The organism is Terribium retamae (assembly GCF_022347545.1).
Classification (GTDB): Bacteria; Pseudomonadota; Alphaproteobacteria; order Rhizobiales; family Rhizobiaceae; genus Mesorhizobium; species Mesorhizobium retamae.
The window spans coordinates 69,352-84,047 of the sequence record NZ_JAKREW010000025.1; the positions used below are offsets into that span (position 1 = coordinate 69,352).

Here is a 14,696-nt window from a genome sequence, read left to right on the forward strand (position 1 = left end):
CGCATGATCCCGGCCACGTCCTTCGCAGGTAAACGGGTTTCGCTGTTCGGGCTCGGCGGCTCGGGCATCGCCACGGCACGATCGCTGATCGAAGGCGGCGCCGAGGTTCTGGCATGGGACGACAATCCCGAAAGCGTGGCCAGGGCCAGCGAGCAGGGCGTTCCCACCAGCGACTTGCGCCAGGCTGACTGGGTGACCTTGTCGGCTCTGGTGCTTTCGCCCGGTGTGCCGCTGACGCACCCCAAGCCGCATTGGGTTGTAGAGCTGGCGCGCGTTGCTGGTGTCGAGATCATCGGTGACGTCGAACTGTTTGTGCGTGAGCGCAATCGATCGCAAACGAACGCGCCTTTGATCGCCATCACGGGAACCAACGGCAAGTCGACGACGACAGCGCTAACCGCGCATATTCTGAAGTCTGCGGGACGGGACACCCAGATGGGGGGCAACATAGGCCGTCCTGTCATGACGCTCGATCCACCCGCGAAAGAACGCTATTATGTGGTCGAATGCTCATCGTACCAGATCGATCTCGCGCCTTCGGTCAACCCGACCGCAGGCGTCCTGCTCAACCTGACGCCAGATCATCTCGACCGACACGGCACGGTGCAGCACTATGCCTCGATCAAGGAGCGTCTGGTCGCTGGCAGCGATACCGCGATCGTCGGCGTCGATGACAGCTTCTGCGTCCAGATCGCCGACCGGTTGGAACGCGCCGGCAAGGATGTCATCCGCATCTCCAAGCGACTGCCGCTGACCGACGGCTATTTCGCCGACGGAACCAATTTGATGGAGGCCGTGCACGGACGCTACAGCCGCATCGGTTTCCTGGAAGGCATCGGTTCGCTGCGCGGCCAGCACAATGCCCAGAACGCATTGGCTGCGGTCACGGCTTGCCTGAAGGTCGGGCTCGAACTCGGCGAAATCCAGTCCGGGCTGGAGAGCTTCCCAGGCCTTGCGCATCGCATGGAACAGGTCGGCCGCAAGGACCATGTGCTGTTCGTCAACGATTCCAAGGCGACCAATGCCGACGCAGCTGCACCGGCACTTTCCGCTTTTTCTCGCATTTACTGGATCGCCGGTGGCCTGCCCAAGGAAGGCGGCATCGAGCCGTTACGTGGCTTCTTCCCGCGGATCGCCAAGGCATACCTGATCGGCGAGGCCGCGCCTGCGTTTTCGGCGACGCTTGGCGAAGCGGTGCCATACGAGATCGCGGGCACCTTGGAAGCCGCCGTCGAGCGCGCCGCCGCAGAAGCGGCGAAAGACGAGAATGGCGAGGCTGTGGTGCTTCTGTCACCGGCCTGCGCCAGCTTCGACCAGTTCAAGAATTTCGAGGTGCGCGGCGAAGCCTTCAGGCAAGCCGTCGCTGCTATTGAAGGCGTGAAACCCATCGGAGGGGCACGATAATGGCCGCCAGTCGTCTCGACAAAAGCCCGGTTGCTACATGGTGGTGGACCGTCGACCGATGGTTCCTCGCGGCTTTCCTGCTCCTGATGGGACTGGGCATTGTGCTTTCCTTTGCGGCGAGCCCCGCTGTGGCACAACGCATCGGCCTTGGTCCGTTCTATTTCGCCACGCGCCAGATCATCTTCACCGTACCGGCGCTGTGCGTCATGTTGGGCGTTTCCTTCCTGGAACCCCGGCAAATCAGGCGCATGTCCATCGTGATGCTCTGCATCATGCTGGTGCTGATGGTGGCGGTTCTCTATGTCGGCGTGGAGGTGAAGGGCGCCCGGCGCTGGCTCTCTCTCGCCGGTGTTTCGATCCAGCCTTCCGAATTTCTCAAGCCGGCCTTCGTGATCCTCTGCGCCTGGCTGTTTTCCGAGCACAAACGCCATCCCGACATTCCCGGCAACGTGCTGGCAATGATCCTGCTTGGTCTTGTCGTCGCCCTGCTCCTGGCGCAGCCCGACTTTGGCCAGACAATGCTGGTGACCGGCACCTGGGGCATCATGTTCTTCATGGCCGGGTTGTCGTGGTTGTGGATCGTCGTGCTCGGTGCGCTCGGTGCCACGGGCGTCTTCGCGGCCTATACATTGCTCCCGCACGTGGCCGGCCGTATCGACCGGTTCATCACCGGAGAGGGTGATACCTATCAGGTCGACATGGGCAAGGAAGCGTTGCTGAACGGCGGCTGGTTCGGCGTCGGCCCCGGCGAAGGGGTTGCCAAGCGCGCCATCCCGGACAGCCATGCCGACTTCGTGTTCTCTGTCGCCGGCGAGGAATACGGGCTGATCATGTGCTTCTTCATCATGACCATCTTCGCCTTCGTCGTCCTGCGCGGACTCAACACCGCATTGAAGGAGCATGACGATTTCACCCGCTATGCCATTGGCGGCCTGGTCACCATCTTCGGCCTGCAGTCGACCATCAACATGGCGGTGAACCTGCAACTGATGCCAGCAAAAGGAATGACGCTGCCTTTCATTTCCTATGGCGGCTCCTCGCAGATCGCGATCGCCATTTCGATGGGCATGGTGCTGGCGCTGACCCGCAAGAAGCCCGAGAAGCGCAAGACGATTGGTGGCTTGCAGGGCTATCAGCGCTTCCTGCCGGCGGAGTGATCGGCGCAATACATGGCTAAAGGAACCATCCTACTCGCGGCCGGAGGTACCGGCGGGCATCTCTTTCCTGCGGAAGCGCTGGCGCACGAACTGATCGCCCGCGGTTGGGAGGTGCATCTCGCCACCGACGACCGCGCCTCGCGCTATTCCAACCATTTCCCCGCGAAGGAGGCGCATACGATCCGTTCTGCGACCTTCGGCTCCAAAAATCCGATCGCGCTGGCGGGTGCGATATGGCGTATTTGGCAGGGCGTACGCCAGGCTTCGGCTGTCATCCAGCGGATCAAGCCGGCGGTCGTTGTAGGTTTCGGCGGCTATCCGACATTACCGCCATTATACGCCGCCACGCGTCGTAAGGCGCCGACCCTCATTCACGAACAGAATGCCGTCATGGGGCGTGCCAATCGTGCGCTTGCCCCCAGGGTCGATGCCATCGCAGGCGGTTTCCTGCCGGAAGATACGAGTGCTGCCGGTGCCAAGACGGTGATCACCGGCAACCCGGTGCGACCTGCGGTGCTGGAAGCAGCCAATACTCCTTATGTCGCCTCTGCCGGTAGTGATCCGTTCCGGCTTCTGGTGTTCGGCGGCAGTCAGGGCGCGCAGTTCTTTTCCGACGCGTTGCCCGCCGCCATCGCCTTGCTGTCCGACTCTCAGAGAGCCCGCCTCGTCATCACCCAACAGGCGCGCGCGGACGACGTCGGCCGCGTCAAGGATGCCTACGCCAAATTGGGCATCGACGCGCAGGTCTCGCCGTTCTTCACGGATATGGCGCAGCGCATGGCTGCAGCTCATCTGGTGATTTCGCGCTCCGGCGCCTCGACGGTTTCCGAGGTTGCTGTCATAGGACGGCCGGCACTGCTTGTGCCTTATCCGCACGCGCTCGATCATGACCAGGCCGCAAATGCTGCCGCTCTTGCCGCTGCCGGCGGCGGGGAGGTTCATCCGCAATCGACATTGTCACCCGAGGTGATCGCTGGGCTGCTGCGTAGCGCGATGGAGGAACCCGAACGCCTCGCAACGATGGCGGCGGCGGCAAAGTCGGTTGGCCGCCCAAACGCGGCGCGGTTGCTCGCAGACCTCGCAGAGGCTATTGCGTCGGGCAAGACCGTAGAGGAATTCAGGAAGGAAGCCCGCGCATGAAGATGCCGCAGACGATTGGCCTTGTGCATTTCATCGGCATCGGCGGCATCGGTATGAGCGGCATTGCCGAGGTGCTGCACAATCTCGGCTACAAGGTGCAGGGTTCCGATCAGTCCGAAAGCGCCAATGTGCAGCGCCTGCGCGACAAGGGCATCGATTGCTTCGTTGGCCACAAGGCCGAGAACCTCGGCGAGGCCGAAGTCGTGGTCGTTTCGACCGCGATCAAGAAGGCCAACCCGGAACTGCGAGCCGCACGCGAAAAGAACCTGCCGATCGTGCGTCGCGCCGAAATGCTGGCTGAATTGATGCGCTTCCGCCAGGCCGTCGCGATCGGCGGCACGCATGGCAAGACCACCACGACCTCCATGGTGGCGACGCTGCTGGAAGCGGGTGGACTGGATCCGACCGTCATCAATGGCGGCATCATCAATGCTTATGGCACCAATGCGCGCATGGGCGATGGCGAATGGATGGTCGTAGAGGCAGACGAAAGCGACGGCACCTTCCTGAAATTGCCGGCCGACATCGCAGTGGTCACCAATATCGATCCCGAGCATCTCGACCACTATGGGTCGTTCGACAAGGTGCGTGAGGCTTTCCGTCAATTCGTCGAAAACGTGCCATTCTACGGATTTGGCGTGATGTGCACCGACCACCCGGAAGTCCAGGCTCTGGTCGGCCGCATCGAGGATCGCCGTGTCATAACCTACGGTGAGAACACCCAGGCCGATGTACGCTTCTCCGGCCATCGCATGGAAGGCGCTGCGTCCATTTTCGACGTGACCATCCGCAACCGCAAGGGCAGCGGCGAAACGGTGATTTCCGGCTTGCGCCTGCCGATGCCGGGCCGCCACAATGTTTCCAATGCCACGGCGGCAATCGCGGTTGCCAACGAACTCGGCATTTCCGCCGAATCTATCAAGAAGGGCCTGTCTGGCTTCGGGGGCGTCAAGCGTCGCTTCACCCATACGGGCTCATGGAACGGCGTCGAGGTATTTGACGACTACGGTCATCACCCCGTCGAGATCAAGGCGGTCCTCAAAGCTGCGCGCGACGCGACCAAGGGCAGGGTGATCGCGATCGCCCAACCGCACCGCTTCACGCGTCTGCATGATCTGTTCGACGAGTTCGCGTCCTGCTTCAACGATGCCGACACTGTTATGGTAGCCCCCGTCTATGCAGCGGGGGAGGACCCGATCGACGGTGCCTCGTCCGACGCGCTGGTGTTGCGGATCCGGTCGGGCGGGCATCGCGATGCGCGTTATATCGAGGAGCCGTCCGAGGTTGCGCCAATCGTGCGCAAGCTGGCGAAGCCAGGTGACTTCGTCGTTTTCCTCGGCGCCGGCAACATCACGCAATGGGCCTACGCTTTGCCGAAGGAACTTGCCGAGGTTGGGTCATGACACGCGGCGCAGCGCTGCTGGAAAGACTGGGCGACAGGCTGAAAAGCTTGCGCGGGCGCATCACGCCCGATGCCGAGATGGACAAGATCACCTGGTTTCGTGCGGGCGGCCTGGCGGATGCGCTTTTCCAGCCTGCCGACGAGGAGGATCTTGCGGCCTTCCTTAAAGCGGTGCCGGAGGATGTTCCGCTTACCATTGTCGGGGTGGGCTCCAATCTTCTGGTGCGGGACGGCGGCATAGAAGGTTTCGTGGTGAGGCTGTCGGCCAAGGGGTTTGGTGAAGCCGAAGTGGTTTCCTCGACGCAGATCCGCGCCGGCGCCGCCATCCCCGACAAGCGGGTGGCGGCAGTTGCGCTCGAAGCCGGCATCGGTGGTTTTCATTTTTATCATGGCATTCCAGGCGCTATCGGCGGCGCGCTGCGCATGAACGCCGGTGCCAATGGGGTCGAGACCCGCGAGCGTGTGGTCGAGGTTAGGGCGCTCGACCGTCAAGGTGAGGTACATCTGCTGTCCAATGCCGACATGGGCTACGCCTATCGGCACTCTTCGGCGTCGGCGGAGCTGATCTTCACCTCGGCACTCTTCGAAGGCTTTCAGGAAGACAAGGCAGTCATCAAGGAAGCGATGGATGCCGTGCAGCACCACCGCGAAACGGTGCAGCCGATCCGCGAGAAGACCGGCGGTTCAACCTTCAAGAATCCGGAAGGCACTTCAGCCTGGAAGGAGATCGACAAGGCAGGCTGCCGTGGGCTCATGGTCGGCGGTGCACAGATGTCGCCTATGCACTGCAATTTCATGATCAACACCGGTACCGCGACCGGCTATGACCTCGAAAATCTCGGCGAGACCGTGCGAGCACGTGTGCTGGAGCATTCCGGTATCCGCCTGCACTGGGAAATCAAGCGCATCGGCAAGTTTCGACCAGGCCACGAAGTCCAGGAATTCCAAGGGCAACTACTGTAGATTCCCTCGATCCGCCGATCGTCCATGTGACGATCGAATCGCGCTTGCAGTCCACGCGGAAGCATTTTACGTCTATACATAAGACAGGCTGGACCAGCCGACCCGGGGAACAATCAAACGGGCTGGACCAGTGCCGTCGTAGCGCGATTGTGCTTTGACTTAGCGTTGTATAGAGCAGTTCCAGCAAAAGTGCGCCGCGGTTTTGCGTCGGGATTTGCGTAAAACAAAAGCTAGAGCGTTTCCGCCTTTCCGTGAAAACGGAAACGCTCCAGGTTGGCTGAGGCCGCAGGGAGGCATTCGATGAAATTGAAGAACGCAGCAAGACTGGTGTTGGGTGGCCTTCTGGCTGGCATGGTTTCGACGGCCCACGCCGGCGAGACGCTCGACCGCATCATGAAGAACAAGGTAATGGTCGAAGTCACCGACCAGGCCTATCCGCCTTTTTCCTATATCGACGACAAGGGCGAGGTGGTTGGCTTCGACGTTGATATCGCCCGTGAAGTAGCAAAGCGCCTCGGCGTCGAACTCAAGGTCGAGACGCCTTCATGGGAAATCATCACGGCAGGCAACTGGAAGGGCCGTTGGGATGTCTGCATCTGCTCGATGTCGCCGACAGCAGAACGCGCCAAAGTCCTGAATTTCGTTAATGAATATTATGGCGCACCGGCGGTGGTGGCCGTCAACTCCGACAACACCACCATCAAGAGCGTCAAGGACCTGACTGGCAAGAATGTCGGGACGCAAGGTGGAACGCCCTACGAGAAGTACCTGCAGAAGGAACTGGTTATCGAGGTGCCGGGCAAGGAACCGGTGAAACCGGAGTTTCCGTTCGGCGACGTGACGGTAAAGCCTTATGACACCGAGGACTTCGCCTTCCAGGATCTCGGCCTTGGTGACGGCAAGCGTCTCGATGCGGCGGTAGCGGGCTATATGACGGTCGCCGAGCGCGTCAAGAAGTCCGAAGGCAAGCTCAAGATCGTCGACGACTCGCTCTTCACCGAGCCGCTCTGGGTTGCCGTCGATAAAGGCGATCCCGAATGGGAAGCCAAGATCAAGGAAATCTTCAAGGCCATGTATGACGACGGCACATTGAAGACGATTTCCGAAAAGTGGGTCGGCCGCGATATTTCGGCCAAACAGTAAACGACGAGGGCGGTCGGGCGTGGCGGCAGAGCAAACTACCGGCCAGACACGCGCCGGCGTCGTGGACAAGGCGTTTCGTGTTCGCGTAGCCATCGTCTGGCTGGTGCTCCTGGCGCTGTTCGTGGCCTTCTTCCTGTCCTTCGGGCTCGATCTGCCCTTCATCGTCGACAAGTTCCCGGCGCTGGCCGGCTTTACGCTGAGCCGCGCCGGGTTCATCCAGGGCGCGGTTCTCACGCTCTACGTCTGCTTCTTCTCCATCATCGCTTCGGTGGTTCTGGGACTGCTTGCGGCATTGGGTCGTCTCTCGAAGAGTTCCATTGCCTATGGCCTTTCCACCTTCTACACCTCGTTTTTCCGCGGCACGCCGCTGCTGGTGCAGATCTTTCTGATCTATCTCGGTATCCCGCAGATTGGACCGGTTCCGGCGGCAATCCCATCCGGCATCATCGCGCTTTCGCTGAACTATGGCGCCTATCTGAGCGAGATCTTCCGCGCCGGGCTTTTGTCGGTGCCTGCCGGCCAGCGCGAGGCCGGACTGGCGCTGGGCCTGCATCCCTGGCAGTTGATGGTGAAAGTGGTGATGCCGCAGGCGATCCGCGTTGCCATTCCGCCGACCGGGTCGCAATTCATCGCCATGCTGAAGGATTCCTCGCTGATCTCGGTGATGGGAGTGACCGAACTGATGTTCGTTGCGCAGTCCTATGGCCGCTCCAGCTATCGTTATATCGAAATGCTGACGACGGCAGCGGCGATCTATTGGTTCCTGTCGATCCTGTTCGAACTGGTGCAGGTGCGGCTGGAAAGCCATTTCGGCAAAGGCTACCGCGCCCGCTAGTTCCGGCTTCACGCGCGGCGCGCTCTATGTCTTGCGCTGCGATACCAATGCAACGAGGATGCTGAGCGCGATCCCTGCGGTCGCGATCCAGAAGGCCAACTGCATTCCGCCAGTGACTGCCTCCCGCGGCACGTCGCCGCTCAGATTTCCGACATGCCGATTTGCGATGGCGATCAGGACGGCTAGCCCGATGGCATTGCCGACATTGAGAGTGGTGGATGCCATGCCGGAGGCGACGCCCTGTTCGTCGTGATGGACACCGGCTGCTGCTGCAATCCACATGGCGGTCCACACGATGCCCTGGCCGACGCCCGAGACGATCAAACCGGGCGCCAGCGCAAGATAGGCGCTTTCCGGCGTTGTTGCCGGCACCAGCAGAGCTGTTCCGATCGCGCCGATCACCATGCCGCCGATCAGGCTGGAGCGATTGGAAAAACGGGTCGACAGACGCGCGCCGAGCTGCGTACCGGCGGCAATCGCAATCGACGGCACGAGGAAGGCGATACCGGTCTCTAAGGCCGAGTAACCCTGCACGTTCTGAAACAGCACGGTGAGGAAATATGGCAGAGTGCCGAAGGTCGCCATGTAGAGGAAGGTGATCGTCATGCCGGCAGCCAGGCTGCGGTTTCGGAACAGCCGCAGAGGCATCAGAGGATCGCTGCTGTTCGCTTCGATGATCGCGAAGGCGACGAGAAACAGGATTGCCAGCCCCGCGCTCCAGAGGATGGAAGGGGACAGCCAGCCATATTCAGGACCCTGCACCAGTGCAAAGACCAGCAAGGTCGCTCCAGCCGTAACGGTGAGGGCCCCGGCAAGGTCAAAGCTGCGGTGTTCGTGACGCTTGGGATCGCGTGGAATGACGAAGAAGGCTGCGAGGATGGCGATGCCGGCCAGCAGCACGTTGACATAAAACACAGAAGGCCAGCCGAAGGCGCCCGTGAGCAAACCACCGGCGAGCGATCCGATGGTGAGGCCGCTGGCACCCGCGCCGCCCCATACGGCGAGTGCGCGGTTGCGTTCCGGGCCTTCCGCGAACAGCCGGTTCACCAGCGAGAGCGTCGCCGGGAACAGGAAAGCGCCACCGATGCCCTGTACAGCGCGGGCGGCAATGATGACCTCCGGCGTCCAGGCGAGACCGCCGATGAGTGACGACAGCGCATAAAGCCACAAAGCAAAGATGAACATGCGCCGCTGGCCGATGAGATCGGCCGCACGACCGCCAAACAGCAGGAAGCCGCCGGTGAAGACGGTGTAGACGCTGACCACCCACTGCAGCGTTTGGTTGGAAAAGCCGAGGCCGGTACCGATTTCGGGCAAGGCTACGAAGACGATGTTCAGATCGAGTGCGATGATCAGCTGTGCAAAGGCGAGCAAGGCAAGTGTCACGCCTCGCCTCGTTTCGCTTCGGCCAGCAGAAGTCATCGCGCCGCGGGACACGGCGTCGTTCGACGTGCTCATGAAAAGCTCCTGTTTGTTTCTTTGTCGATCGACAAATAACCGGCGCTTGCATGAAGCTGTCAAGCGAATTATTTGTGGATCGATCAAGAATGGAGGTGTCGATGGCGCGACCTCGGGAATTCGACCGCGACGAAGCGCTGGTGAAGGCGCGCGATGCCTTTTGGGTGCGCGGCTATGAGGGCACGTCAATGGCCGATCTTGTTGCGGAGCTCGGTATTGCTTCCGCCCGGATCTACGCAGCCTTCGGCTCGAAAGAGGATTTGTTTCGCGAAGCGGTAGGGCTCTATGAAACCAGAGAAGGTGGTTTCGTCGATCGGGCTCTCGCGGAGGAACCGACGGCGCAAAGAGCGGTTGCTCGCATTCTTCGTGAAGCTGTCGAAGTCTACACCCGGCAAGGCAAGCCATGGGGCTGCATGGTGGTCTCTGCCGCGACGAATTGCGCCGCCGAAAACATTCGCCTTCAGGATTGGCTGGCTCAGCGACGGCATCGGCAGACGGATGCGATCGCCGAACGGCTGAGGCGGGCAGTGATGGACGGGGAAATCGTCGATACCGATGTGCAGCGCTTGGCAGACTATCTAACGGCAGTCATGCACGGTTTATCCGTGCAAGCGCGCGATGGTGTGCCCGCCACGCGGCTTGCGGCACTTTGTGATCTCGCATTGGTGGTGATGGATGGCTTCTCAAAGCATGAGATGGCTGATTTCGCGTCCTGAACCCGGGACCCATTTCCGTCGCAGCCGAGACTCAAAAGCCGGCTTTCGAAACACTTTTTTCGAGAAAGTGAATCCCCCGGAATCATAGGGGCTTGTCAGTGAATCAACTCTCTGATTCTTTGGGGCAACAGCGTTTCCTGATTTGAGTCGTTCGACGCGTGGGGCCGCGTTTCATCTGGGGAAGTCATTCTCCGGAAGCGGGTGATTCATGTCTTGGAAATGGAATTGCAAGCCCGCCGCGAGAGGGATGACGGGGTGATGAAGAAAAAACATGTGGCCGTCTTGCTGGGAGGTTTTTCGTCCGAGCGGCCCGTGTCCTTGTCCTCCGGAAAGGCCTGCGCGGATGCGCTCGAGGCTGAGGGCTATCAGGTCACGCGCGTCGATGTCGGTCGCGACATTTCCTCCGTTCTTGCTGATCTGAAGCCGGATGTGGCTTTCAATGCTTTGCATGGCCCTTATGGCGAGGACGGCACCATCCAGGGTGTGCTTGAATTTCTCGGGATTGCCTACACGCATTCTGGCGTTTTGGCTTCGGCGCTGGCCATGGACAAGGAGCAGGCGAAGCGGGTTGCGAAGTCGGTCGGGATTCCGGTTGCCGAATCCCGCGTCATCGACCGCTTCACCATCAAGAATGAGCATCCGATGCGACCGCCCTATGTGGTCAAGCCCGTCAATGAGGGCTCCAGTTTTGGCGTCGTCATCGTCAGGGAGGATCAGTCGCATCCGCCTCAGCTGATCTCGTCTCCGGAGTGGAATTACGGTGAGAAGGTCATGGTCGAGCGCTACATACATGGGCGCGAATTGACCTGCGCGGTGATGGGGGATGTGGCGCTTGGGGTCTGTGAGATCGTTCCGACGGGCCATTCCTTCTACGATTATGATTCAAAATACGTTCCGGGTGGCTCAAAACACGAGGTGCCCGCTAAAATTTCACTAAATATTTACCAAAAAATACAGACACTGGCCCTTAAGGCTCACCAAGCGATCGGTTGCCGGGGCGTCTCCCGGTCGGACTTCCGTTACGACGACCGTCATTCCGAAAACGGCGAGGTTGTCTGGCTCGAAATCAACACGCAGCCCGGCATGACGCCGACGTCTTTGGTGCCTGAGATTGCTGCCCAGGCGGGGCATTCGTTTGGCGAGCTGTTGAGTTGGATGGTGGAGGACGCGTCGTGTCGGCGTTGAACTGGGGACAGGGCGGAAGAAAGGGTGCGGCACTTCGCGCCCGCTTTGGCGTGTCCTCTTGGCTCGATAGCTTCGTCTTGCCCAGGGTGCTTCGTAAGCCCGTGCGCGCGATGGGTCGGATCACGCGCGGCGACTTCACTGCTCCGCCTTTCGCGGCAACGGCGATGACGGCCGTCTTTATGGCGTCGACGCTGACCTATGGTGCCTATCTTGGCGGGCATCTCGATGGCTTTGTGCAAGACGTGACGGCTCGTACCGGCTTTGCCGTCGATCAGATCAAGGTGGTCGGCAATCGCGAAACGTCCGAGATCGATATTCTCGACAAGCTCGATCTCAATGGCTGGACTTCTCTGGTCGGCTTCAGTGCTGAAGGCGCGCGCGAGCGCATCGCCTTGTTGCCCTGGATACAGTCGGTGGCGGTGCGCAAAGTCTACCCGCATCTTCTGGAAGTGCGTATCGAAGAGCGTCAGGCCTTCGCCATCTGGCAGCGCGGCTCCGAGCTTTCGGTGATCGAGAAGGATGGCCGCATCATTGCGCCTTATACGGGTGGCGAGCAATCGAAGCTTCCGCTGCTGGTGGGGCAGGGAGCTCCAGAGCATGCGCCGGCATTGATGGCCAAGGTTGCGAATTTTCCCGAGCTTGCTTCCAGGGTGCGCGGCTACATGCGCATCGGTGACCGGCGCTGGGATATCAAGCTGGACAACGGCGTCGTGATCAAGCTGCCCGAGGCCAATGTCGAGCAGGCGATGGCCGACCTGGTTCGACTGGATCGCGAGAAGGGGCTTCTGTCGCGCGACATCGCCTCCGTCGATATGCGCCTGTCCGATCGGCTGACGGTGCAACTGACCCAGGAAGCCGCGACGGCGCGCGAGGCGGCGCTGAAGGAGCAGGCCAAGATGGCGAAGCGCAAGACGGGGCAGCAAATATGAGTTGGCTCGGCGGCAACAATGATGGGGCCTCGCGCCGATCCGGCGTACTGACGGTCCTCGATGTCGGCTCGAGCAAAGTCAGCTGCGTGGTCGCGAAGCTGAAGCCGTGCGAAGAAGGGCACCTGCTGCGTGGTCGTTCGCACCGCATCCAGGTCATCGGCATTGGCCATCAGAAGTCGCATGGCGTGAAATCGGGGGTCGTCATCGATCTCGATCGTGCAGAGCATGCTATCCGCTTGGCCGTGGACGCTGCCGAACGCATGGCGGGCCTCACCGTGGATTCGCTGATCGTCAATATGACGGCCGGTCGGCTGAAGAGCGAAACCTTCAACGCTACCATCAATCTCGGTGGTCACGAGGTGGATGAAAACGACATCAAGCGGGTGCTGGCCGCAGGCGCCAAGCAGGCTCTGAAGTCGGAGCGCGAAGTGCTGCATGCGCTGCCGGTCGGTTTTTCGCTGGATGGTGAACGCGGCGTGCGTGATCCGCGCGGCATGGTGGGCGATACACTCGGCGTCGACATGCATGTGCTGACCGGCGACTCCGCTCCGCTTCGCAATCTGGAGCTCGCCATCAACCGTTCGCATCTGTCGGTCGAGCGCATGATCGCAACGCCCTACGCGGCGGGGCTCGCGGCGCTTGTCGACGATGAACTGGAGATGGGCGCGGCCTGTATCGATATGGGCGGCGGTACCACAACGATCTCGGTCTTCTCAGAAGGCAAGTTCGTCTACGGCGATTCCATCCCCGTCGGCGGCAACCATGTCACGCTCGATCTCGCCAAGGGCCTGTCGACCTCGCTCGACGCTGCAGAGAGGCTCAAGGTCATGCATGGGTCCGCTTTGCCGGGCAGCGCCGACGATCGCGATCTCGTCACCATCCAGCCGATCGGCGAGGAGGGGGAAGCACCGCTGCAAATCCCACGTTCGGTGATGACACGAATCATTCGGGCCCGTATCGAGGAAACGCTGGAGCTGCTGCGCGAGCGCCTGAGCAAATCCGGCTACGGCAATGTGGTGGGCAAGCGGGTCGTCTTGACCGGCGGCGCCAGCCAGCTTGCCGGCATGCCGGAAGCAGCACGCCGCGTACTTGGCCGCAATGTCCGCGTCGGGCGCCCGCTCGGAGTTGCCGGTTTGCCGGAAGCGGCGAAGGGACCGGCGTTCTCGACCGCGGTCGGGCTGATGATCTATCCGCAGGTCGCCTCTTTCGAGAGCCATCCTGCATTTGGAGCCTCCCGTTTCAAGATGACGGGAACAGGCGGGAGACTTCACCGCATGAGTCAGTGGTTGAGAGACAGTTTTTAGTTGAGTTGACGGGGACAGCCCCAAAGGCGGCCGCGACGGCGAAGCGGCGGTAAAGGCAAAAGGACGAGGACTATGACGATCAATCTGAAAAAGCCGGACATCACCGAGCTCAAGCCACGCATCACCGTGTTCGGTGTCGGCGGTGGCGGCGGCAATGCGGTCAACAACATGATCACGGCGGGCCTGCGCGGCGTGGAGTTCGTCGTGGCCAATACGGACGCCCAGGCGCTCACCATGTCGAAGGCAGAGCGGCTGATCCAGCTCGGCGCGCACGTCACCGAAGGTCTCGGCGCCGGCTCGCAGCCGGAGGTCGGGCGCGCCGCTGCGGAAGAGTGCATCGACGAGATCGTCGATCACCTGTCCAACACCCATATGTGCTTTGTCACTGCCGGCATGGGTGGCGGCACTGGTACAGGTGCTGCTCCGGTCGTTGCCCGCGCTGCCCGCGAGAAGGGTATCCTCACGGTCGGCGTCGTGACCAAGCCGTTCCACTTCGAAGGCCAGCGCCGCATGAAGACGGCCGATATGGGCATCGAGGAACTGCAGAAATGTGTCGACACCCTCATCGTCATTCCGAACCAGAACCTGTTCCGGTTGGCCAATGACAAGACCACCTTCGCCGATGCGTTCGCGATGGCCGACCAGGTGCTCTATTCGGGTGTTGCCTGCATCACCGACCTGATGGTCAAGGAAGGCCTGATCAACCTCGACTTCGCCGACGTCCGTTCGGTGATGCGTGAGATGGGCAAGGCCATGATGGGCACTGGCGAGGCTTCCGGCGAGGGCCGCGCGATGGCTGCTGCCGAAGCAGCGATCGCCAACCCGCTGCTCGACGAGACCTCGATGAAGGGCGCCAAGGGCCTGCTGATCTCGATCACCGGCGGCCGCGACCTTACCCTGTTCGAAGTCGACGAAGCTGCGACCCGTATCCGCGAAGAGGTCGATCAGGACGCCAACATCATCCTGGGTGCCACTTTCGACGAAGATCTCGAAGGTGTCATCCGCGTCTCGGTCGTCGCGACCGGCATCGACAAGTCGGCCGAGCAGATCGCCGCTGCTC

The 14,696-nt window shown here is 61.2% G+C and carries 13 protein-coding genes; 12 read left to right on the top strand and 1 reads right to left on the bottom strand.

Annotation, left to right across the window (positions count from 1 at the left end):
* Positions 1-3 precede the first annotated feature (3 nt).
* The 7 genes from murD (at position 4) to L4923_RS21135 (ending at position 8,044) form a co-directional block, all read left to right on the top strand.
* Positions 4-1,404, top strand: coding sequence for a UDP-N-acetylmuramoyl-L-alanine--D-glutamate ligase (murD, locus tag L4923_RS21105; RefSeq protein ID WP_239368780.1), 1,401 nt, complete (start codon positions 4-6; stop codon positions 1,402-1,404).
* Positions 1,404-2,561 carry a putative lipid II flippase FtsW gene (ftsW, locus tag L4923_RS21110; protein WP_239368782.1) on the top strand — a complete coding sequence of 386 codons (1,158 nt, stop codon included), beginning with the start codon at positions 1,404-1,406 and terminating at the stop codon, positions 2,559-2,561. Before murD ends, ftsW begins: the two co-directional genes overlap by 1 nt.
* Before the next feature lie 12 nt (positions 2,562-2,573).
* Positions 2,574-3,701, top strand: a complete 1,128-nt coding sequence (gene murG, locus L4923_RS21115) for an undecaprenyldiphospho-muramoylpentapeptide beta-N-acetylglucosaminyltransferase (RefSeq protein ID WP_239368784.1) — start codon at positions 2,574-2,576, stop codon at positions 3,699-3,701.
* Positions 3,698-5,104 carry a UDP-N-acetylmuramate--L-alanine ligase gene (gene murC, locus L4923_RS21120; RefSeq protein ID WP_239368786.1) on the top strand — a complete coding sequence of 469 codons (1,407 nt, stop codon included), beginning with the start codon at positions 3,698-3,700 and terminating at the stop codon, positions 5,102-5,104. Before murG ends, murC begins: the two co-directional genes overlap by 4 nt.
* The gene (gene murB, locus L4923_RS21125) at positions 5,101-6,066 is read left to right on the top strand and encodes a UDP-N-acetylmuramate dehydrogenase (protein ID WP_239368788.1); all 966 of its coding nucleotides are present in this window, start codon (positions 5,101-5,103) and stop codon (positions 6,064-6,066) included. The genes murC and murB overlap by 4 nt, the downstream gene beginning before the upstream one ends.
* A gap of 300 nt (positions 6,067-6,366) precedes the next feature.
* Entirely contained in the window at positions 6,367-7,209 is an 843-nt protein-coding gene (locus tag L4923_RS21130) for a transporter substrate-binding domain-containing protein (RefSeq protein WP_239368790.1), read from the top strand.
* Positions 7,210-7,228: 19 nt separating this feature from the next.
* Complete coding sequence (locus L4923_RS21135) at positions 7,229-8,044, top strand: amino acid ABC transporter permease (protein ID WP_239368792.1); 816 nt, start codon at positions 7,229-7,231, stop codon at positions 8,042-8,044.
* A gap of 24 nt (positions 8,045-8,068) precedes the next feature.
* Here L4923_RS21135 and L4923_RS21140 read toward each other — a convergent pair whose 3' ends face one another.
* Positions 8,069-9,502 (bottom strand): MFS transporter, encoded by a 1,434-nt coding sequence (locus tag L4923_RS21140; RefSeq protein ID WP_239368794.1) that lies wholly within the window; start codon positions 9,500-9,502, stop codon positions 8,069-8,071.
* Positions 9,503-9,603: 101 nt separating this feature from the next.
* On the opposite strand from L4923_RS21140, the gene L4923_RS21145 reads away from it, so the two are divergent.
* The 5 genes from L4923_RS21145 to ftsZ form a co-directional block, all read left to right on the top strand.
* Positions 9,604-10,218 (top strand): TetR/AcrR family transcriptional regulator, encoded by a 615-nt coding sequence (locus tag L4923_RS21145; protein ID WP_239368796.1) that lies wholly within the window; start codon positions 9,604-9,606, stop codon positions 10,216-10,218.
* Positions 10,219-10,476: 258 nt separating this feature from the next.
* Positions 10,477-11,403, top strand: a complete 927-nt coding sequence (locus L4923_RS21150; RefSeq protein WP_239368808.1) for a D-alanine--D-alanine ligase — start codon at positions 10,477-10,479, stop codon at positions 11,401-11,403.
* The gene (locus tag L4923_RS21155) at positions 11,391-12,332 is read left to right on the top strand and encodes a cell division protein FtsQ/DivIB (RefSeq protein WP_239368798.1); all 942 of its coding nucleotides are present in this window, start codon (positions 11,391-11,393) and stop codon (positions 12,330-12,332) included. Before L4923_RS21150 ends, L4923_RS21155 begins: the two co-directional genes overlap by 13 nt.
* Positions 12,329-13,636 carry a cell division protein FtsA gene (ftsA, locus tag L4923_RS21160; protein WP_239368800.1) on the top strand — a complete coding sequence of 436 codons (1,308 nt, stop codon included), beginning with the start codon at positions 12,329-12,331 and terminating at the stop codon, positions 13,634-13,636. Before L4923_RS21155 ends, ftsA begins: the two co-directional genes overlap by 4 nt.
* Before the next feature lie 72 nt (positions 13,637-13,708).
* On the top strand, positions 13,709-14,696 hold a 988-nt coding region (gene ftsZ, locus L4923_RS21165; RefSeq protein ID WP_239368802.1), incomplete at its 3' end, for a cell division protein FtsZ.

Bases quoted from the DNA above. Each gene is read 5' to 3' on its own strand.
- murD (WP_239368780.1), top strand. From the start codon at position 4: ATGATCCCGGCCACGTCCTTCGCAGGTAAACGGGTTTCGCTGTTCGGG.
- ftsW (WP_239368782.1), top strand. From the start codon at position 1,404: ATGGCCGCCAGTCGTCTCGACAAAAGCCCGGTTGCTACATGGTGGTGG.
- murG (WP_239368784.1), top strand. From the start codon at position 2,574: ATGGCTAAAGGAACCATCCTACTCGCGGCCGGAGGTACCGGCGGGCAT.
- murC (WP_239368786.1), top strand. From the start codon at position 3,698: ATGAAGATGCCGCAGACGATTGGCCTTGTGCATTTCATCGGCATCGGC.
- murB (WP_239368788.1), top strand. From the start codon at position 5,101: ATGACACGCGGCGCAGCGCTGCTGGAAAGACTGGGCGACAGGCTGAAA.
- L4923_RS21130 (WP_239368790.1), top strand. From the start codon at position 6,367: ATGAAATTGAAGAACGCAGCAAGACTGGTGTTGGGTGGCCTTCTGGCT.
- L4923_RS21140 (WP_239368794.1), bottom strand. From the start codon at position 9,502: ATGAGCACGTCGAACGACGCCGTGTCCCGCGGCGCGATGACTTCTGCT.
- L4923_RS21145 (WP_239368796.1), top strand. From the start codon at position 9,604: ATGGCGCGACCTCGGGAATTCGACCGCGACGAAGCGCTGGTGAAGGCG.
- L4923_RS21150 (WP_239368808.1), top strand. From the start codon at position 10,477: ATGAAGAAAAAACATGTGGCCGTCTTGCTGGGAGGTTTTTCGTCCGAG.
- ftsA (WP_239368800.1), top strand. From the start codon at position 12,329: ATGAGTTGGCTCGGCGGCAACAATGATGGGGCCTCGCGCCGATCCGGC.